The organism is Actibacterium sp. EMB200-NS6 (genome assembly GCF_001305615.1).
In the GTDB taxonomy this organism is placed as follows: Bacteria; Pseudomonadota; Alphaproteobacteria; order Rhodobacterales; family Rhodobacteraceae; genus Actibacterium_A; species Actibacterium_A naphthalenivorans.
On the sequence record NZ_CP010869.1, the window covers coordinates 782,904 to 802,513 of the forward strand.

20 protein-coding genes are annotated in these 19,610 nt (G+C 63.8%); 8 read left to right on the plus strand and 12 right to left on the minus strand.

Annotated features, from left to right (window positions below):
- Positions 1 to 70: 70 nt before the first annotated feature.
- Entirely contained in the window at positions 71 to 1,441 is a 1,371-nt protein-coding gene (locus TQ29_RS03965; RefSeq protein WP_054538106.1) for a lipopolysaccharide assembly protein LapB, read from the minus strand.
- 4 nt (positions 1,442 to 1,445) lie between these two features.
- A complete protein-coding gene (locus TQ29_RS20585) occupies positions 1,446 to 2,516 on the minus strand; it encodes a hypothetical protein (RefSeq protein ID WP_054538107.1) in 1,071 nt (356 codons plus the stop codon).
- Positions 2,517 to 2,726: 210 nt separating this feature from the next.
- On the opposite strand from TQ29_RS20585, the gene thyX reads away from it, so the two are divergent.
- The 3 genes from thyX (at position 2,727) to TQ29_RS03985 (ending at position 4,555) form a co-directional block, all read left to right on the plus strand.
- Complete coding sequence (thyX, locus tag TQ29_RS03975) at positions 2,727 to 3,635, plus strand: FAD-dependent thymidylate synthase (RefSeq protein ID WP_037204137.1); 909 nt, start codon at positions 2,727 to 2,729, stop codon at positions 3,633 to 3,635.
- Between the two features lie 215 nt (positions 3,636 to 3,850).
- Positions 3,851 to 4,150, plus strand: coding sequence for a hypothetical protein (locus TQ29_RS03980; RefSeq protein ID WP_054538108.1), 300 nt, complete (start codon positions 3,851 to 3,853; stop codon positions 4,148 to 4,150).
- Between the two features lie 96 nt (positions 4,151 to 4,246).
- Positions 4,247 to 4,555 carry a hypothetical protein gene (locus TQ29_RS03985; RefSeq protein WP_255353380.1) on the plus strand — a complete coding sequence of 103 codons (309 nt, stop codon included), beginning with the start codon at positions 4,247 to 4,249 and terminating at the stop codon, positions 4,553 to 4,555.
- A 12-nt stretch (positions 4,556 to 4,567) separates the two neighbouring features.
- On the opposite strand, the gene TQ29_RS03990 is transcribed toward TQ29_RS03985, so the two are convergent.
- Together TQ29_RS03990 and TQ29_RS03995 are read right to left on the minus strand one after the other, a co-directional pair.
- Positions 4,568 to 4,855 carry a hypothetical protein gene (locus TQ29_RS03990; protein ID WP_037204129.1) on the minus strand — a complete coding sequence of 96 codons (288 nt, stop codon included), beginning with the start codon at positions 4,853 to 4,855 and terminating at the stop codon, positions 4,568 to 4,570.
- Between the two features lie 254 nt (positions 4,856 to 5,109).
- A complete protein-coding gene (locus tag TQ29_RS03995) occupies positions 5,110 to 5,316 on the minus strand; it encodes a cold-shock protein (RefSeq protein WP_037204123.1) in 207 nt (68 codons plus the stop codon).
- A 216-nt stretch (positions 5,317 to 5,532) separates the two neighbouring features.
- Between TQ29_RS03995 and TQ29_RS04000 the strand changes: the two genes are divergently transcribed.
- On the plus strand, positions 5,533 to 5,859 hold the full coding sequence (locus tag TQ29_RS04000) for an ArsC/Spx/MgsR family protein (RefSeq protein WP_054538109.1): 327 nt from the start codon (positions 5,533 to 5,535) through the stop codon (positions 5,857 to 5,859).
- Here TQ29_RS04000 and TQ29_RS04005 read toward each other — a convergent pair.
- The 6 genes from TQ29_RS04005 to TQ29_RS04030 form a co-directional block, all read right to left on the minus strand.
- A complete protein-coding gene (locus tag TQ29_RS04005; RefSeq protein WP_054538110.1) occupies positions 5,838 to 6,413 on the minus strand; it encodes a DoxX family membrane protein in 576 nt (191 codons plus the stop codon). The two genes, TQ29_RS04000 and TQ29_RS04005, sit on opposite strands and share 22 nt — an antisense overlap.
- On the minus strand, positions 6,410 to 7,171 hold the full coding sequence (locus TQ29_RS04010) for a DNA-binding domain-containing protein (protein WP_054538111.1): 762 nt from the start codon (positions 7,169 to 7,171) through the stop codon (positions 6,410 to 6,412). Before TQ29_RS04010 ends, TQ29_RS04005 begins: the two co-directional genes overlap by 4 nt.
- Complete coding sequence (locus TQ29_RS04015) at positions 7,168 to 8,028, minus strand: DUF692 domain-containing protein (RefSeq protein ID WP_054538112.1); 861 nt, start codon at positions 8,026 to 8,028, stop codon at positions 7,168 to 7,170. Before TQ29_RS04015 ends, TQ29_RS04010 begins: the two co-directional genes overlap by 4 nt.
- Positions 8,029 to 8,081: 53 nt before the next feature.
- Positions 8,082 to 8,372, minus strand: a complete 291-nt coding sequence (locus tag TQ29_RS04020; protein WP_037204109.1) for a DUF2282 domain-containing protein — start codon at positions 8,370 to 8,372, stop codon at positions 8,082 to 8,084.
- Positions 8,373 to 8,577: 205 nt separating this feature from the next.
- A complete protein-coding gene (thrS, locus tag TQ29_RS04025; RefSeq protein ID WP_054538113.1) occupies positions 8,578 to 10,524 on the minus strand; it encodes a threonine--tRNA ligase in 1,947 nt (648 codons plus the stop codon).
- A 159-nt stretch (positions 10,525 to 10,683) separates the two neighbouring features.
- A complete protein-coding gene (locus TQ29_RS04030) occupies positions 10,684 to 13,770 on the minus strand; it encodes a valine--tRNA ligase (RefSeq protein WP_054538114.1) in 3,087 nt (1,028 codons plus the stop codon).
- A gap of 247 nt (positions 13,771 to 14,017) precedes the next feature.
- Between TQ29_RS04030 and TQ29_RS04035 the strand changes: the two genes are divergently transcribed.
- Positions 14,018 to 14,620, plus strand: a complete 603-nt coding sequence (locus TQ29_RS04035) for a VPLPA-CTERM sorting domain-containing protein (protein WP_054538115.1) — start codon at positions 14,018 to 14,020, stop codon at positions 14,618 to 14,620.
- Positions 14,621 to 14,680: 60 nt separating this feature from the next.
- Here the strand turns inward: TQ29_RS04035 and TQ29_RS04040 are convergent, their stop codons facing one another.
- Positions 14,681 to 15,124, minus strand: coding sequence for an Lrp/AsnC family transcriptional regulator (locus TQ29_RS04040; protein WP_054538116.1), 444 nt, complete (start codon positions 15,122 to 15,124; stop codon positions 14,681 to 14,683).
- A gap of 116 nt (positions 15,125 to 15,240) precedes the next feature.
- Here TQ29_RS04040 and TQ29_RS04045 point away from each other — a divergent pair, with 116 nt between their 5' ends.
- Together TQ29_RS04045 and TQ29_RS04050 are read left to right on the plus strand one after the other, a co-directional pair.
- Positions 15,241 to 16,383 carry a type III PLP-dependent enzyme gene (locus TQ29_RS04045; protein ID WP_054538117.1) on the plus strand — a complete coding sequence of 381 codons (1,143 nt, stop codon included), beginning with the start codon at positions 15,241 to 15,243 and terminating at the stop codon, positions 16,381 to 16,383.
- Between the two features lie 208 nt (positions 16,384 to 16,591).
- Positions 16,592 to 17,644 (plus strand): DUF2235 domain-containing protein, encoded by a 1,053-nt coding sequence (locus TQ29_RS04050; RefSeq protein WP_369817367.1) that lies wholly within the window; start codon positions 16,592 to 16,594, stop codon positions 17,642 to 17,644.
- A 10-nt stretch (positions 17,645 to 17,654) separates the two neighbouring features.
- On the opposite strand, the gene metF is transcribed toward TQ29_RS04050, so the two are convergent.
- A complete protein-coding gene (gene metF / locus TQ29_RS04055) occupies positions 17,655 to 18,521 on the minus strand; it encodes a methylenetetrahydrofolate reductase [NAD(P)H] (protein WP_054538119.1) in 867 nt (288 codons plus the stop codon).
- A gap of 101 nt (positions 18,522 to 18,622) precedes the next feature.
- On the opposite strand from metF, the gene TQ29_RS04060 reads away from it, so the two are divergent.
- Positions 18,623 to 19,528 carry a LysR family transcriptional regulator gene (locus TQ29_RS04060; RefSeq protein WP_054538120.1) on the plus strand — a complete coding sequence of 302 codons (906 nt, stop codon included), beginning with the start codon at positions 18,623 to 18,625 and terminating at the stop codon, positions 19,526 to 19,528.
- Positions 19,529 to 19,610: the final 82 nt, after the last annotated feature.

The window sequence follows — 19,610 nt, forward strand, 5'->3', positions numbered from 1 at the left end:
GGATGTCTCCTGCTACCGGTCGAAAACCTAGCACATCGCGGGGGGCGGTAAAGGCCGCCGGACCATTCCGTCAAAAGGCCGAGCGCACGCCGATGCTGATGCCGTATTCCTCGTTCTCATAGAGCGATACGTTGGACAGGTTGCGGCTGGCCTTCAGCGCGATTTCCGGGGCGAACCCGTAATAATCACGCTCGGCGAAGAAGGCGGTCAGCCGCAGCGTCGTCTTGTCGTCGGCGCGGGCCGAGGTGCCGTAAAGCGGCTGGTCATACTGCCGCGCCTCATAGCTCAGCGAAACGCCCAGCCATGCCCCGATAACGGGCTTGCCGTGGTTGTAGGTCACGGTGGCGATGCGCGCGTCATGGGCGATGGCCGGCCCGTCGGATTGCGCATCGCGCAGGCCAAGCCCAAGCTGCAACCCGCCACCCCCCGGCAGGCGCCGTGACCACGCCGCCTCGGCCGTCCAGGTGGTCGAGTCGTTGATGCTGTAATCCTTGCGCCACTGCTCTTCGGCCGACAGCGAAAAGCGCAGCCTGCCCGTCTGCCCCAGCCGGACGCCCTGCTGCGCCTGAAGCCGCAGGTAATCGGCCAGATGCGCGCCGCCCGACCACGCCTTGCCAAAGGTGGTCGACAGGGTGGTTGGCCCGGTTGCCCGCGACACGAAGGTGGTGCCGCCGAATGTCAGCTGCGCCTCCTGATAGGCCAGATCGCCACTGTCGACGTCGGGCGCCTGGGCCCGTGCCTCGGATGACAGGCTATAGGATTTGGTGTCGAGCGCGCCGGAAACGAACAGCCACGTGCGCTCTTGCACCCGGCGCCGGTATTCCGACTGCAGGCCGAACCGGTACTCGATCCCCGAAAGCGCCCGCGCATCGCCGCTGAGGATGAAGGAAAGCCCCCCGATATCAATGGTGTCTGATTTGGAGCCGTTGTTGACGTTGGACGAGGGCGTGATGCCGAAGGACAGCTGGGTAGACCATGGGTTGCGGCCGCGCACATAGCGGAAATCGCGAACGGCCAGCGCCCGTGCGGTATCGCTCGGCGCGACCTGCGCGGCGCGGCGCAGCCAAAGCTGGGCACGGGTCCGCGCCCCGGCCGAAGACAGCGCCTGCGCCACTGAAAGAGCCGCAAAGTAACGGTCGTTCTCGGTTTCCGCCAGTTGCCAGGCCGCGCGCCCCGCGGCGCGTGCCGTATCGTACTGCCCCAGATTCCGTGCCGCGCGCGATTTGGCGATCAGGGCGAACACGTCCTGCGGGTCGCGCTGCAGCAGCGCCTCTGCCAGGCGCAGGGCTGTCGCGTCGTCCCGCTGTTCCAGCGCCAGGCCGACGGCGGCGCGCATTTGATCCGGGCGCAGGGTGACCGCCGTCTGGGCAACGGCGGGCAACGCGGTCAGCAGCAGGCCGGCGCAGAGCCAGGCCAGCCGCAGGGGCCGGGCGAAACGCATCGCCTCAGGGCCGGTACAGGATGAACCCGCCGGTTTCGCGCACCGTGACGTTGTCATAACGTGGATCTTCAGCCTCGGCCGTCAGCACGCCGACGATTTCATCCGCGTTGTCGCCGGAGATGACGGCATAGTATTTGCCGGTTTCGAACCCCTGCAGCGCGCCGGTCGCGTCGGTGACATTGCTGCTCACGCCGCCCAGAATCTCTCCATTCGTATCGAGAACGCCAGGGCCGACCACGAAGTTAATCTGCGGTAGCGCGGTATAACTTCTGCCGTATTGCGTTCCCAGGGCGCTGATAATCGACTCGGTTATATCGCTGCCGTTCACATCGTAAACACGGCGGTTGGTCACTTTGCCCTTTACCGCGTCGCCGGCGTTGAAATCGTTGAAGTCGATGGCCGCGGTCATGTCGCCGGTGGCATATTCCAGCCCGCCCTTGCCGTTGAAGTCGCGCAGCGCGGCATATTGGCCGGAATAGGCCGCCTGACCGGTGGTGGGCAGGGTCACGCCGCCGTCGCGCTGATAGACGAAACCGCCGAAGCCGTAGCCTACATAGGCGCCGGTGCGCACGATGGCGAATTGCGTGGTGGCCAGCCCGTTGGCATCGGTATTGGTGCTGACGCCGTAGATCGCCTTGTGCTCGAACTGAGAGATCGGAACGCCGGTGACCGGATCGTTGAACACGCCGTCACCCTCATAAACCGCGTAGGGGCCGAGGCTGCCGACTATATCGTCGCGCTGATAGGTGTTGGCGCCGTCGAAGGCCAGGTTATCAACCGAAAACGTATCGGTGGCGGCATCATAGCTGACCGATTGTGCATAGCCGTCGCCGGTGTCGGTGGGCGGCTCGTAGCGATAGATACCCAGATCGGCGGTGGGGCTGGCCGTGCCGGGGGGCACGGTGCGGTCACTGTCGATGCCGGTGCCCGGATCGGTCGTCGGGTCGGTGGTCGGATCCGTGGTGGGATCCTCGGTGTCATCGGTCGGGCCGCCGGTGATCGGGTTGGTGCCATCGCCGCCGGAACAGGCGGCAACCGCAAGACAGGCCGCCGAGGCAAGGAAAATGCGTTTCATGATGCTGCTCTTTGTTTATTCGTTTTGCGCGAAGCGTCTTGTTTGCGGGGCCAAAAGTCAATTCCCGGCGGGTGGCTTTTGCCGATGCGTTGCGTAAAATCCCGCCTTGCCGGGGTCGCGCGAAATTCACCGCATATCGTGGTTCCGCAAAGGTGCCGCCATAGATATAGTGGCCTCCGACTCGTTTGAAGAACAACAAGGATCGCCCCCATGCCGCTGAGCCCCGAGCAACAGGCCGAGATTGACACCCTGCGCGCCACGCCGAAACCCACGCTGCGGGCGGTGTCCGAAGGGATGGAGGCGCATCTTTACAAGGCGATCCCGGTGCTGGATCACGGGTTTGTCCGGGTTATCGACTATATGGGCGACGATGCCGCCATCTGTCAGGCGGCGCGCGTGTCCTATGGAAAGGGCACCAAATCTGTCAGCAACGATGCCGGGCTGATCCGCTATCTGATGCGGCACTGGCATTCGACCCCGTTCGAGATGTGCGAGATCAAGCTGCATGTCAAACTGCCGGTCTTCGTTGCGCGGCAGTGGATCCGCCACCGCACCGCCAACGTCAACGAATATTCGGCCCGCTACTCGATCCTCGACCGAGAGTTCTACATCCCCGAGCCGGGCGCGCTGGCGGCGCAGTCGGTTGTGAACAACCAGGGCCGCGGCGCGGTTCTGGAAGGGGCAGAGGCCGCCCGCGTGCTGGAGATTCTCAAGGCCGACAGCAACCGCGCCTATGACAATTATGAGGCGATGATTTCCGACGAGGGCCAGCAGGGCCTCGCGCGAGAGCTGGCCCGGATGAACCTGCCCGCGAATATCTACACGCAATGGTACTGGAAGGTTGATCTGCACAACCTGTTCCACTTTCTGCGTCTGCGCGCCGACGTCCATGCGCAATACGAGATCCGGGTTTACGCCGACGCGATCTGTTCGGTCGTGGCCGACTGGGTGCCCGCCGCCTTCGCCGCGTTCGAGGATTACCGGATGGGCGGCGTCACACTTTCCTCAAAGGCGCTCGACTGTCTGCGCCGGATGCTGAAGGGTGAAGAGGTGACGCAGGAAAATTCCGGCATGAGCAAGGGCGAATGGCGGGAGTTCGAGGGCGTGTTGGGGGAGTGAGGCTCTGAGCCTCATGTCTTTCGTACATAACCGGGGGGCGTTTCGTGCGGAAGGTGCGATCAACCGGCGATTGAAGCCCCGCCGCGTGTCAGCGCAAACATCCCGCGAGGCCGCGCCGCCGCGCGCCCGACTCGATTGACTCCGCCCCCCAAGAGATTAACGTTTCGTTAATAAAAAGATTTTCGAGCAGTAAAACATTTATTGGTGGGGGTACCATGTTGAACACGACCTATGCGGCCGCCTTGTGCGGCTCTCTTGTGCTGTCTGCGGTTTCGGCGCTGGCCGGAACCGATACCGCACCGAACAATCCGAACTCCACGCCGGTGCGGTCTTATCCGTATACGGTCAACAACTGCCCGCTTCAGTTGGCGCCGGTCCAGGCGCCCTCGGGCGTGTCTTGCGATGGAACGCCGGTGTTCCCGTTCCAGCAGGTGGCAGAGGTTCCGCAGCATTATAACGGCCGCGTCTTCATCCTGAACGTGAAGGACTCGGGCTATCAGGAACTGGGCTGGTAAGGGGGCGGATAAGCTTATCCGTAAATTTGATCCACGGGTCGTCATATTCCTGTTACACTTGGTTCAGAGCCAAGAACAAGAAGGACCGACTCACCCGTGCCCTCTCTCCGCATCGCTGTTCTGACAGCCGCCTTGCTGGGCGGGTCGGCGGTTGCCGCCTCGCCCATTGCCGAAATCATCTGCGCCCCGCGCGATGAGATGACCCAAAAGCTGACCCGGCAGCTTGGTGAAACCCGCGTGGCCACCGGCATACGAGATATCGAACGGATCATGGAAGTCTGGCGCTCGGAATCATCCGGCGACTGGACCCTTGTGATGACCTATGCCGATGGCAAAAGCTGTATCGTCGCCATGGGCGAAGACTGGAGCGATCTGTCGCCCAGGCCGGAAAAAGATCCGGCCTGACAGGGGCTTGGCCTAACCGTCGATCAGTTTCAGCGCCCCGGCCTGTCGCAGATGCCGGACGGTGCCGGGATGGTCGGTTTCCCACGCCTTGAACCGAAGGTACCCGTCGCGCAGCCCCGCCGCCCGCGTGGCCATGGGGGCACCGGCAAGGGCGGCCAGTTCCTCTTCGGTCAGGAAATGCGCTTTGACCCGGCTGTAGGCCACGGCGCAGATCTGCGCTTCGGCGGGGGGCAGAAATGTGCTCTGCGCGGCCAGATCGCAACTGTAGTAGATGGCCAGAATGGTCAGAAAATCAGGCATGTCACCCTCCTTCGCTGGGGAAGGTGAGCGTGCGCAGGAAGAGGGATCAGCCCTTGCGGCCGCTCACCTCCCATTTTTCGTTCGCGTCGTGGGGTCAGGATAGATGCGGCGTGCTGTCGCGCCTAATCACGATTGCCGCGTCGCGGCGCGCTCCGGACGGGCGCGAACCGAATGAGCGAAATAGCAGCGTTTGCCGAAAAACAAAGCGCCGCCCGGAGGGATCGCGCGGCGCAGATGTGAAAGTGAATCGTCGGTCAGAGCGCCTTGAGATCGCCGGCGGACTGGCGGCCATCCCGGCCTTCGATCATTTCAAAGGCGACCTTCTGATTGTCGGCCAGCCCGGTCATTCCGGCGCGTTCAACGGCCGAAATATGCACGAAAATATCCTTGCCGCCATCATCGGGCGCAATGAAGCCGTAGCCTTTGGTGGTGTTGAACCATTTCACGGTGCCGGTGGGCATTCCGTTTCTCCTTTCGTCAAGGCCCGTCCGCGGTATTGCTTCGGGCAGGTCACAGCCAGGGTCTTCCAAGTCTTCCGGCTGCCCCTGAAGGAGGAGCGGTCGTCATAGAAACTCTGTCGTCACGTCAAAATCATGGGGGGCGAATCGCGTGAAAATCAAGGGTGAAGTCTCGCCTTCCGCGCCGCCCGGCTATAGTCTGCGCAAAACGAGGGCGAAATGCAGGTTTATGGGCTGAAGAACTGTGACACCTGCCGCAAAGCCATGAAATCATTGGCTGCGGCAGGGCATGAGGTGACGTTTGTCGACGTCCGGGCCGATGGTTTGCCGGAGGCGGAGGTGCAGCGGTTTCTGACCGAATTCGGGGATGACCTGCTCAATCGCCGCTCAACGACGTGGCGCGGCCTGAGCGAGGAGGAGCGCGCGGGCGACCCTCTGACGCTCCTGCGGGCGCATCCGGCACTGATGAAACGACCGGTCATAGACCAGGGTGGGCAGCTCTGGCTTGGTTGGGGCAAAGACGTTCAGGCGGCGCTGCTGTCATAGGGCGCGTGGCGCCGCAGCAGCCGGTCGAGCGAGAGCGGGCCGGCCCCGCGGATCACCAGCACCATCAGGACGGTAATCCAGAACAGCCGCTGATCCAGGATCGGGCTGTCGGGCACCCGGTCGAACCACGCGCCCAGCGTTTCGGGCTGGCTGATCGCGCCATGGCCGAACAGATCGGTCAGCGATTGCACCGCGATGAAGCCGATCATGCCAAGCGCCGACAGACGGGTGGCAAGGCCGAGCAGCAAAAGCAGCGGCAGCAGGAACTCGGCATAGGTACCGGCCAGAACCACCAGCCGGTGAAACAGGCCGAGCTGACCGACATCATAGCCGACGGCCTCCATCGCCTTGGGGAAGATCTGCGCATAGGCGCCCAGCGACGGGGCAAACAGCCCGCCGATGCCGCCGCCGAGTTTGGTCAGGCCCGAATTCCAGAAGTAAAGCAGCAGCGTCGCGGCGAAGGTGAAGCGCGCCAGCGTCGGCAGAAGCCAAGGGGCGGCGGCGTTTTCCAGCCGGTCGAACGTGGCGTCATGAATGGAAATCAGGGTGTTCACAGCAATACCTTCTCTTCGATGGCGATGATCGCCTGGCCGCTGATCAGCAGGCCTAGTGTTTCTGTCAGGTCGAAATCGGGGGTCTCTGCCTCGGCCATGGCCAGGGCGGGGGCCAGCGGTTGACCCGAGAGCAGGCCGGCGACGAAGGCGCCGCCGCCCGGGGGCAGCGCGCTGACCACCGGGTCAAAGCCGGGGCGGGTGATCAGCGCGGCTTCCGGGCGCATCGCGGGCTTGGGCGCATCCGCCTGCCTGTGGGCCAGCCAGATCGACGCCACCGGAAAGGGCGCCTGCAGAAGGCGCAGGGCAGGCGCGAGGCGCAGCCGCGCCTGCATCAGCCGGTCGGGCGGCAGCGCCAGCAGCACCTCGGGGGCGACGGGGGTGGCGTCTTTGGCGTGATAGCTTTCGCGCAGGGCAAGCTCCAGCCGCGCGATGTCTGGCAGGTAGGCCAGATGCCGGACGGGGGCGAAACCGGCCAGAAAGCCGGGCATCTGCGCGCCATAATGCATCATCAGCGGTGATTCCGGCGGGTTGTCGCGCAGGAACACGCCGGCCATCGCCTCGAAGAACGCGTCGCCCACCAGCGCGCGCAAAACCGGGAAGGCGGTTTTCAACGCTTCGGTCAGGCTGACCGCCACATTGTTGCGATACACGTTGAAACGCTTGCCCGCCGGGCGCCCCGCGGGCCCGGTGAGGCCGTGCGGGACAGGCGCCGCCGGGTTCAGCAGCGCGGTGGTGAAATCATGCTGGCGCACCGTCATGCCGGCACCCGGTCAAGCACGGCCGCCGCGCGCGCCGCCTCGGCGGCCAGAACCGGCCAGTCGGGCACGTCATTGTCCCATTCGATCAGGGTGGGGCGGGGCCCGGTGCGCGCGATCGTATAGGCATAGAGCGCCCAGACAGGATCCACCACCGTGGCGCCGTGGCTGTCGATCAGCAGGGGCGCGCCGTGGTCGTCGGCATCCTCGTCATGGCCGCCGAGGTGGATCTCACCGACGAGATGCAGCGGGAAGGCGTCGATATAGGCGCGCGGGTCGGTCTGCTGATTGGTGGCGGACACGAAGACGTTGTTGACATCCAGCAGCAGGCCGCAGCCGGTGCGGCGGGCGATCTCGGCCAGAAACGCGGTTTCAGGCATATCGCTTTCGGCGAAGGCGAGATAGGTGGACGGGTTTTCCAAAAGCATCTGCCGCCCCAGCGCCTCCTGCACCTGGTCGATATGGTCGGCCACGCGGGTCAGCGTTTGGGCGGTATAGGGCAGGGGCAGCAGATCGTTCAGGAACTGCGTGTCATGGGTGGACCAGGCCAGGTGTTCGGAAAAGCGGGCCGGTTGCAGCCAGCCGGTCAGGTGCTTCAGCCGGGCCAGATGGTCACGGTCCAGCGGCGCCTCGCCGCCGATGGACAGGCCGACGCCGTGAACGGAGATCGCGAACCGTTCGGCCAGATGCCGCAGCTGCGCAAGGGGGCGGCCGCCGTCGCCCATGTAGTTCTCGGCATGGATCTCGAACCATTCGACGGGCGCGGGCGCCTCCATGATCGCGGCGAAATGCTGGGGTTTGTAGCCGACGCCGGGGCGATCGGGCAGGTGGTGATGGCGGTGTGTCGCGGTATCGAGCATGGTGATCCTCCCACAGGAAAAGCCCCCGGCGCCGGGCCGGGGGCCTTGTCGTTTTATGCCGGCAGGTCGCGGTCGAGCGCTTCGAGCGCGCCCATGCGGCCGTCGGGCAGTTCCATGGTGGTGCAGGTGCCGGCCGGGACGAGCTTCCAGGCGTTGCCCTGATAGTCGACGCTGGCGGTGCCGGCGCAGGTGGTGCCGGGGCCGGCAGCACAGTCATTCTGGCCGGCCAGCGAAACGCCGAAGCATTTTTCCATCTCCTGCGCCTGCGCGGGGCCGGAGATATGTGCAGTCAGGGCGGCGGCCAGTGCGCCGGCAACGGCGAGCGTTTTAACGTGGTTGGACATGGTGAATTCCCTTTTAACAGTTTTCCAGACGTCGCTGTCTGCGACACGGGAAGAGCTATCGAAGGTGGGTCATCAACTGCCACTCACATGGGAGTGTTGCACGTGGGCGTTATGGATTGTAATAATGCAAAATCTTGAATGTATTTGGCGTATGAAACGAGAAAAGCGCTGAAAACCAGCGCTTTTCTCGGTATTGATCCCCGGCTCAGGCCAGGTCCGGCGCCTTGGCTTCCTGCGCGAGCGTGGCCACGATCTCTGCCAATGTTACAACCGTGGTCTGCTTTTCGCCCAGCCGCCGGGCGGTGACGGTGCGCTCTTCCACCTCTTTCTGGCCGATGGCCAGGATCACCGGCACCTTGCCGACCGAATGTTCGCGCACCTTGTAGTTGATCTTTTCGTTGCGCACATCGGCCTCGGCGTGAACGCCTACGGCTTTCAGCGCCGCCACGACCTCTTGCACGAAGTCGTCCGCATCCGACACGATCGAGGCGACGACGACCTGACGCGGCGCCAGCCAGAAGGGCAGCTTGCCGGCATGCTCTTCGATCAGGATGCCCAGGAACCGTTCGAACGAACCCAGCGTGGCCCGGTGCAGCATGACGGGCCGATGCTTGGCGCCGTCTTCGCCGATGTAGTTTGCGTCGAGCCGTTCGGGCAGCACGAAATCCACCTGATGGGTGCCGCATTGCCAGTCGCGCCCGATGGCGTCGGTCAACACGAACTCCAGCTTGGGGCCGTAGAAGGCGCCCTCGCCGGGGTTCAGCGTGGGCTCGATTCCGGCGGCGCGGGTCGCGGCCAGCAGGGCGGCCTCGGCCCTGTCCCAGACCTCGTCGGAGCCGGCGCGCATATCGGGGCGGTCCGAGAACTTGACCTTGAAACTGTCGAACCCGAGATCCCGGTAGATCGCCGACAGAAAGGCGATGAACTCCTTGGTCTCGCTTTCGATCTGATCCTCGCGGCAGAAGATATGGCCATCGTCCTGGGTGAAGCCGCGCACCCGCATGATGCCATGCAGCGCGCCCGAAGGCTCATAGCGGTTGCATGATCCGAATTCGGCCATGCGCAGCGGCAGGTCGCGGTAGGATTTCAGGCCCTGGTTGAAGATCTGCACGTGGCACGGGCAGTTCATCGGTTTCAGCGCGTTCACCGCCTTTTCGCGGGCATGCTCTTCGTCTACCTCGACGATGAACATATGCTCCTGGTATTTTTCCCAGTGGCCCGAGGCTTCCCACAGCTTGCGGTCGACCACCTGCGGGGTGTTGACCTCGACATAGCCGCCGGCGTTCTGGCGGCGGCGCATGTAATCCTGCAGCGTGGTGTAGATGCGCCAGCCGTTGGGGTGCCAGAAGATCTGGCCCGGCGCCTCTTCCTGCATGTGGAACAGATCCATCTCGCGGCCCAGCTTGCGATGGTCGCGCTTGGCGGCCTCTTCGAGCATGTGCAGATGCGCCTTGAGGTCTTCCTTGTTCTTGAAGGCCACGCCGTAGATGCGTTGCAGCATCGCGCGGTCGCTGTCGCCGCGCCAATAGGCGCCGGCCACGCTCATCAGCTTGAACGCGTCGGCGGGCACCTGACCGGTATGCTGCAGATGCGGGCCGCGGCACAGATCCTGCCAATGGCCGTGCCAGTACATGCGCAGCGGTTCGGTGCCGGGAATGGCCTCTATCAGTTCGACCTTGTAGGGCTCGTTGTTGGCCTCGTAGAATTTCACCGCGCGGTCGCGGTCCCAGATCTCGGTGGTGACGGGGTCGCGGCGGTTGATGATTTCCTTCATCTTCTTTTCGATCTCGCCCAGATCCTCGGGGGTGAAGGGCTCTTCGCGGTCGAAATCGTAATACCAGCCGTTTTCGATCACCGGGCCGATGGTGACCTTCACATCCGGCCACAGCTCCTGCACCGCGCGGGCCATGATATGGGCCAGGTCGTGGCGGATCAGCTCCAGCGCGGGGGCGTCGTCTTTCATCGTGTTGATGGCGATCGACGCATCCTGGGCGATCGGCCACTGCAGATCCCAATGCGCGCCGTTGACGGTGGCGGAGATCGCCTTTTTCGCCAGAGAGGTGGAAATGTCGGCGGCGACCTGGGCGGGGGTTACACCGGCCGCGTAGTCACGCGCATTGCCATCAGGGAAGGTGAGAGAAATCTGGGCCATGCGGGCCTCCTCGTCGGTTTGGCGCCCACGGAACGCCCGGTTGCGGGTTATGGTGCGGGTGACATGCGAGTTGGGCGCGAAAATGTCAACTGTCGCGACGGCGCCGGAGGCGGAAAGAGCTTCATGCCTCCGGCGGGGATATTTCCGCGAAAAAGAAGATCAGGCCAGTTCGGCCAGCCGTTTCAGCGCGGCGTTCAGCCTGTCGGTTTCCTCGACCTTGGCGGCCGCGAGCTCTTTGGTTTCCTCGATCACCTCTTGCGGGGCGCTTTCGATGAATTTCGGGTTCTTCAGCCGCCCCTGCAGCCCGCCGAGTTCCCTGGCGAGTTTCTGCAGGGATTTTTCCAGGCGGGCCTGTTCCTCGGCCACGTCGATGACATCGGCCAGCGGCAGCGCGAAGGTGCCGCCCTCGACCGCGATGGTGATGCAGCCCTTGGGCAGGGCATCGGCCGGGGTCAGGCTTTCGATCCGGGCCAGCCGTTTGATCAGCGTTTCGTTGCGGCTCCAGGCGGCCTGGCCGGGGGCGTCCAGCTCCAGTTGCAGCATCGGCAGTTTCAGCCCCACCGGCACATGCATCTGTGCACGGGCCGAGCGGATTTCCTCGATCAGGCCGATGGCCCAGTTCATCTCACGATCCGCGGCATCATCGACCAGTTCGGTGCCATAGGTCGGCCAGTCGGCGTGGACCAGCATCTTTTGCCGCGCGCCCAGCGTGCCCCAGAGCTCTTCGGTGATATAGGGCATGATCGGGTGCAGCAGGATCAGGCACTGGTCGAGCACCCAGGCCATGGTGGCGCGGGTTTCCGCCTTGGTCGCGTCGTCACCATCCAGCAGCAGCGGCTTGGAAAATTCCACGTACCAATCGCAGACCTTGCCCCAGACGAAGGCGTAGAGCCCGTTGGCGGCATCGTTGAAGCGGTAGGCTTCCAGCGCCTCGTCGGTGGCGGCGCGGGCCTTGGCGGTTTCGCCGATGATCCATTTGTTCACCGTTTCGGCCGGTTGGGGGATCGTGCCGTCGGGGGCGTAGCCTTCGAACACATCGTTCATTTCGGCGAAGCGGGCGGCGTTCCACAGCTTGGTGCCGAAATTCCGGTATCCGGCGATACGCTGCGTGGAAAGCTTCAGGTCGCGCCCCATGGCGGCCATGGCCGTGAGGGTGAAGCGCACCGCGTCGGCGCCGTATTCATCGATCAGATCGAGCGGGTCGAGCACGTTGCCCAGCGATTTCGACATCTTCTTGCCCTTCTCGTCGCGGACGAGGGCATGGACATAGACGGTGTGGAACGGCACCTGGCCGACCACGGCAAGCTGCATCATCATCATCCGGGCGACCCAGAAGAAGATGATGTCGAAGCCGGTGACCAGGACATCGGTGGGGAAGTATTTGTGCAGCTCGGGTGTGTCTTCGGGCCAGCCGAGCGTGCCGATGGGCCACAGGCCCGAGGAGAACCAGGTGTCGAGCACATCGGGATCGCGCCAGACCGGATAGACCAGTTTGGTCGGGTCCTGATCGATGTTGTACTCGGCGAGGCTTGTGGCCAGCGCCTCTATCGCGGCCTGCTTGTCGGGCACTTCGACGATGCGGGCGTGGTTGAGCGGCGTCGGAATGTCGGCGATCTCATCGCGGAAGGAATCCTCGACCGCGCCGAAGTCATGGGCGCAGTGATGGATATCGCCCAGATGGACCATCCCGTCCAGAAGCAGGCGGCCCAGTTCCACCTCGTCGAGGGCGCCGTCGCCCTCGTCATCGCGGAAATCGGGGGCCGACAGATCAAGCCCGTACCAGACCGGAATCTGGTGCCCCCACCACAACTGGCGGGAGATGCACCAGGGCTCGATGTTCTCCAGCCAGTGGAAATAGACCTTTTCATGCTGTTCGGGCAGGATCTTCGTCTCGCCGGTGTGGACCGCGTCAATCGCGGGCTGCACGATCTGCGCGGTATCCACGAACCACTGGTCGGTCAGCATCGGCTCGATGACCACCTTCGAGCGGTCGCCGAAGGGCTGCATGATCTTCTTGGCTTCGACGTAGGGAATGACGTCGGGCTCGTCCTCTTTGCCCGCATCGGGGTTGGGGATCATCACGGCCAGACCTTCGGCGGTGATGTCGGCCACGACCCGTTTGCGCGCCTCGAACCGGTCGAGGCCACGATAGTCGTCAGGGACGAGGTTCAGGCTGTCCACCTCGATCTCGCTGAAGCCCGCCCCGGCGGCAATCTTCTGCGCCCGCATCGCGGCTTCGGCGTAGGGGGTGCCGTCGTCGCGCATGGTGCCGCGGGTATCCATCAGCCGGTACATCGGGATGCCGCCGCGCCTGGCCACCTGATAGTCGTTGAAATCATGCGCGCCGGTGATCTTGACCGCGCCCGAGCCGAAATCCTTGTCGGGGTAGTCGTCGGTGATGATCGGGATCAGGCGGCGGTGCTCCTTGGGGCCCACCGGGATTTCGCACAGTTTGCCGACGATCGGCGCGTAACGCTCATCGCTGGGGTGCACGGCCACGGCGCCGTCGCCCAGCATGGTTTCGGGCCTTGTGGTGGCGATGGAGATATAGTCGCGGATTTCGCGCAGGGTGACGTTTCCGTCTGCGTCTTTTTCGACATATTCATAGGTCTCGCCGCCCGCCAGCGGGTATTTGAAATGCCACATGTGGCCGTCGACCTCGATGTTCTCCACCTCGAGATCCGAGATCGCGGTTTCGAAATGCGGGTCCCAGTTCACCAGCCGCTTGCCGCGATAGATAAGCCCCTTGTGATACATGTCGACGAAGACCTTCAGCACCGCGTCGTGGAAGCCTTCGTCCATGGTGAAGCGGTTGCGTGACCAATCGCATGACGCGCCGAGGCGCTTGAGCTGATTGACGATGGTGCCGCCGGATTTTTCCTTCCATTCCCAGACCTTTTCCAGGAATGCCTCGCGCCCCATTTCGCGGCGCGTGGCGTTGGATTTATCCTTGGCCAGGTCGCGTTCGACCACCATCTGGGTGGCGATGCCGGCATGGTCCTGGCCCGGCTGCCACAGCGTGTCGAAGCCGCGCATCCGGTGCCAGCGCACAAGAATATCTTGTAGGGTGTTATTGAAGGCATGCCCCATATGTAGGGAGCCGGTCACATTCGGCGGCGGGATCATGATGCAGAAGGTTTCATCCCGCGAGGCGTTGGCCCCGGCCACGAAAGCCCCGGATTTCTCCCAGGCATCGTAGAGCCGCGCTTCGGCATCGGCGGCGTCGAATGTCTTTTCCATTGGCATCGGATGTCCCACTCATAAGTCCTGGCGTCACCGTCTAACGATTCGAGCCGTCAAGGCCAAGCCATGCGATCCGTCAGGTTCGGAATTTAGCGACATTCCTGGGCGTTTTTCGGGATTGTTCCGGTTCGGGAAAAGCGCGCCGCCTTTCTTTGGACATTTTGCGGCCACATTCCGAATTCCACTTCCCCGAGTCAGGCGGGCTTGGTATCAAGGGCCAGAAGTTGAAATTTGGTTGGGAGTGGTAACGATGAAGAAATTTCTTTCTGCCCTCTTCGCAGCAGGCATGGTCGCATCCGCGGCTGATGCGTCTGTTGTGGGAGGTACTGTAACATTCGGTCCGGGTTCGTTCGTCGAACTGGATTCGACCGTGCCGATGACCATCGGTCAGGATAACTTCGATACGCCGGACTTGTATGCGTTGAACGAGCTGCAGGATTACACTCTGGGCGTCGATCTGGTTATTGATGGCGGCGTGATTGGCGCCGGTACGAAAGTGTCCAGCCACTACGTCGGCTTCGATCCGCTGTTTTGGTCTCGTCAGGGTGGAAGCGTCAGCTTCTCGGGCAAGATCCTGGGTGTGATTTCGACCACTGATACCCTGTTGGCCTCGGACTTTCTTGGTGCGCCGGCTGTGTCCTATACTGCGGCATGGGAGCGGGGCCTTGAACCTAACTGGGACAAGTATTCGATCAGCGACAAAACTGTCAGCGTAAGCTGGTGGGCCATCAGCCCGGGCGATTACATGCGCGTAATCACGGCCGCCGCGGTTCCGGTGCCGGCAGGTGGTCTGCTGCTGGTTGGTGCTCTGGGCAGCCTTGCTGCTGTGCGCCGCCGTCGCAAGTCGGCCTGATATCGGTTCGATATCTTCCGATCGATGTTTACGAAAGGCCGGGTGAAACCCCGGCCTTTTTCATGCGTCCTGCTGCCCGGCCCGCTGTACCTTTTGTGACAGATGGATCAGGCTTTCCGACGAGCGGATGCCGGGGATCGCGCCGATCTGATCCAGAATGTCGTCCAGCGCTGCCGTCGTTTCCGCCGTGACCTGAAGCAGAAGGTCGAACCGGCCGCTGGTGGTATGTGCCGAGTCGAGCTCGGCGATGGCTCGTAGCCGGGTGATGACGCCGGCCTGCGCCCGCGGATCGACCGACAGCAGCACCGTTGCGCGGATCCGGCCTTTGGCGGCAGCCGAGCCAAGGCGCAGCGTATAGCCGGCGATGATGCCCGAGCTTTCCAGCCGCTCCAGCCGTGCCTGAACCGTCGATCGCGCGACATTCAGGGCGCGCGCCAGAACCGCGACCGACATGCGAGCGTCCCTCGCGAGGTGGGAAAGAATTCGCCGATCCAGCTCGTCCATGTCAAAATGCCATTGGTTTCGTCATATCGCCGAATATAGCATTCATTTCGCCCAGATTGTATGGTGATTCTGCCCTTCGCTTGCGAGACCCTGAAACCGGGAAACGGGAGCATCACATGGGTTTGAAACAAAATATCTGGACGACGCCCGCAGAGCATCTTCGCCTGACGCGGCCGGATCACCCGGTTATCTATGCGGCGCCTCGGCGCATTCAAAGCGCCGCGCGCCGCTTTGTAGACGGGTTTCCGGGGCAGGTGAGTTATGCGGTAAAGGCCAACCCCGAGGCTGTCATGGTGTCGAATCTGGCGGCGGCGGGCGTTTCGGCCTTTGATGTCGCCTCGCCGGATGAAATGGCGCTGGTCCGGGCGGCGGTTCCGCAGGCGGCCCTGCATTACAACAACCCTGTGCGCTCGACCGAAGAGATTGCCCGCGCCGTCGAGCTGGGGGTGGTGTCTTATGCCGTCGATTCGTTCAGCGAGCTGGACAAGTTGATGGCCGCCCTGCCGCGAACGGCCGAGATTGCGGTGCGTTTCAAGCTTCCGGTCAAGGGTGCGGTCTATGATTTCGGGGACAAGTTCGGCGCCCCGCCCGAAAAGGCGGCCGCGCTGTTGCGCCGCGTCGGGGCCGCCGGCTTTCGGCCCTCGATCACGTTTCATCCGGGCACCCAATGCAATGATCCCCGGGCCTGGGCCACTTATATCGCCGAGGCGGCGCGCATCTCGGACAAGGCCGGCGTGCCGCTGGCGCGGCTGAATGTCGGCGGCGGTTTCCCTTCGCATCGCGAAGGCGGGCGGGCGCCGGCGTTGGGGCCCATTTTTGCCGCCATCGGGCAGGCGGCGCGCGCGGCGTTCGGGCCGGAGGGGCCGGCGCTGCTTTGCGAACCGGGCCGGGCGCTTGCCGCCGAAGGCGTCGCCCTGGCCACACGGGTCAAGGCGCTGCGCGATGGCGGCGATGTGTTCCTCAACGATGGCATTTATGGCGGGCTGGCCGAGGCGCCGCTGATGGGGCGCATCGACCGTATCGCGGTGCTCGACCCGGCGGGCGCGCCCCGGTGTGGCGCGCCGGTGGAGAGGGTCTTGTTCGGCCCCACCTGCGACAGCCTTGATCGTCTGCCGGGTGTGCTGCGCCTGCCGGGTGATATGGCCGAGGGCGACTATATCCTGTTCTTCGGCATGGGCGCCTATTCGACCGCCACGGCGACCCGGTTCAACGGCTATGGCGCGTTGGAAAAGGCGGTGGTCCTCGGGCTGCTGCCATAGCCCGAAGGGGCAGGGAGATGCCGTTCCTATATGCTGGACAGCGCCGCGCGGCAGGATGATGATGGCCCGGAACGCGCCGGGCAATTGCCGCCGCGGCGCGGCGGGCTATGTTCCCTAAGCGGTCTGCGCATGGCGGGCGCTGCTTTCACGCGCAACCGGGCCGGGACAGTTCTGATCGGGGCGAGCATTGCGTCTGGCGAGAAACATATTGCAGTGGCTGCGCGGCTTTCGGGAAACCGAGGCACGCCGCCGCACATCCGCCCGCCCGCCGGTGACGCATGTGGTGATCCTGGATGGCACGATGTCCGCGCTTTCGGGCGAAAACCAGACCCATGCGGGAACCACCTACAAGCTGCTGCGCGAGCTTCCGGCCTCGGCGCTGGTCTCGCTGTATTACGAGGCGGGCATTCAGTGGCCCAACTGGCGCAGCACCCATCAGGTGGCCACCGGCCGCGGGATCAACCGGCAGATCCGCCGCGCCTATGGCTATCTTGCCTCGCGCTATCATCCGGGAGACCGGATCATCCTGATGGGCTATTCGCGCGGGGCCTATGCCGCGCGATCGCTGGCCGGGGTGATCGACAAGGTCGGTCTGCTGCGAACCCATCACGCGACGGTGCGCAACGTGCGGCAGGCCTATCGCCACTATCAGAACGCCCCCGGTTCCGACACGGCGCGCATCTTTTCGCAGACCTATTGCCATCCCCGCACTGAGATCGAGATGGTCGGGGTGTGGGATACGGTCAAGGCGCTTGGCTTGCGCCTGCCGTTCCTGTGGCAAAGAAGCGAGGCGCAGCACGCCTTTCACAACCATGCGCTAAGCGATGTGGTGCGGCACGGGTTTCACGCGCTGGCGCTCGATGAAACCCGCGAGGCGTTCGCGCCGGTGCTGTGGTCCTGTCCGCCGAACTGGAACGGGCGGGTGGAACAGGTCTGGTTCCGGGGGTGCCATGGCGATGTCGGCGGGCATATCGGAAGCTATGAACCGGCGCGCGCGCTGGCCAATATTTCGCTCGTGTGGATGCTGGACAAGCTGGAGTTTTGCGGCGTGCCCTTGCCCGAGGGCTGGATCGCGCGTTTCCCCTGCGATCCCGAGGGGCCATCGGTCGGCAGTTATCGCGGCTGGGGTAAGGTGTTTGTGATCCGCAAGCCGCGCATCGTGGGGCGTGATGCGTCGGAATCACTGCACCCGACGGCACAGCCGAAAAACCGCACGCGGGACTTGCCGTTCTACGATCCCGAGATGCTGCACGGCGTCTGAAACGGGCCGGTCAGGCGACGTTTTCGAGGATCATGCCGGGCTGAACCCCCAGGGTGTGGCAGATGTCGCGCGTCAGATGCGGCTTGTTGAGGGTGTAGAAATGCAGGTCTTCCACGCCGCCGTCGATCAGCTCAGAGCACAGCTCGGTCGCGATGGCGGTTGAAAGCAGCTCTTCGCGGCCATCGCGCGCGGCGGCCTCGAACGCGTCATCCAGCCAGGCGGGGATATGCGCGCCGCAGCGGGCCGCGAATTTGCGCACGCCCGACCAGTTGTCGATCGGCAGGATGCCGGGAATGATCGGGGCGTCGATCCCCTGTTTTTCGCAGGCGTCGCGGAAGCGGAAGAAGGTTTCGGCCTCGAAAAAGAACTGGGTGATCGCCGAAGAGGCGCCGGCATCGATCTTCTTTTTCAGCCAGCGCACATCATCGCCGCCCGTTTTCGCCTCCGGGTGCGGATCGGGATAGGCGCCGACACGGATGTTGAACTTGCCCGTCTCGGCCAGCGCGGCCACCAGTTCGGCCGAATCCGCAAACCCATCGGGGTGGGGGGTGAAACCGCTCTGCCCCTTGGGCGGATCGCCGCGCAGCGCGACGATCTCGGTCACGCCGGCCGCGGCATAGGCGTTGACGATTTCCATCGTTTCATCGCGGGAGGCATCGACGCAGGTCAGATGCGCGGCCACGTTCAGCCCGTAATTCTTGTGGATCGTCGTCACCGCATCATGGGTCAGCTTGCGGGTGGTGCCGCCCGCGCCATAGGTCACCGACACGAACTCCGGCTTCATCGGCGCCAGCGTCTGTACCGTGTCCCACAGCCGAAAGCTCGCCTCAAGCGATTGCGGCGGGAAGAACTCGAAAGAGATGCGCGGGGCGGGCATGGGAATATCCAGTTTGAATTCAGGGTTGGCAGTCTTGTGACACAGCCTTACTTGTGAAACAAATTCATAATTCTCAAGAACAATATGAAAATGGCGACAATATGCACCTGGAACTGAGGCATCTTCGCACAATCCGGGCGATTCATGAAGCCGGCGGGCTGGCCCGCGCGGCCGATCAGTTGCACATGACCCAATCGGCGCTGTCCCATCAGGTGAAGGGGCTCGAGGATCAGGTGGGGATGGAGCTGTTCGTACGCCGCTCCAAGCCGCTGAAACTGTCGGTGGCGGGGCTCAAGCTGTTGCGGCTGGCCGAACGGGTGCTGCCCGAGGTGGCCGCGACCGAAGAGGAGTTTCGCGCGCTGCATTCTGGCAAGTCGGGCCGGTTGCACATCGCCATGGAGTGCCACGCCTGTTTCGACTGGCTGCTGCCGGTGCTGGAGGAGTTTCGCAAATCCTGGCCCGAGGTGGATGTGGACATCCGCGCCGGCCTTTCCTTCGGCGCCTTGCCCGCCCTGGCGCGCGAGGAGATCGATCTTGTCATCTCCTCCGACCCCGAGCAGATCGACGGTATCACCTTCACGCCGCTGTTCGACTATGCCCCGGTTTTCGTGGCCGCAGCCGGGCATCCGCTGGCCGCGAAGGATTATATCGAGGCCGAAGACCTGCGCGACGAGCTTTTGATCACCTATCCGATGGATCGCGCCCGTCTGGATGTGTTCACCGAGATGCTGACGCCCGCCCGGATCGAGCCCCGTTCGATCCGTCAGGTGGAGCTGACCGCGGTTATCCTGATGCTCGTGGCGTCGAACCGGGGCGTTGCCGTGCTGCCCGACTGGGTGGTGCGGGATGCCCGCTCCAACGCCGAATTCGTGACCCGGCCGCTGACAAAAGAGGGGGTCACGCGGCGGATGTATGCGGCCACGCGGGATGAGGATACGACCAAGCCCTTCATGGCGCATTTCATCCGGCTGGCCCGCACCGAGCCGGTGAAGCTGCAGCGGGCGTAGCCGGGGTTTCCATGAGAATCCGGGGTGATTTTGCGCATCATGATCGGGGCCGGCGGCGGCGGGCATGACCCTTGGCAATCGC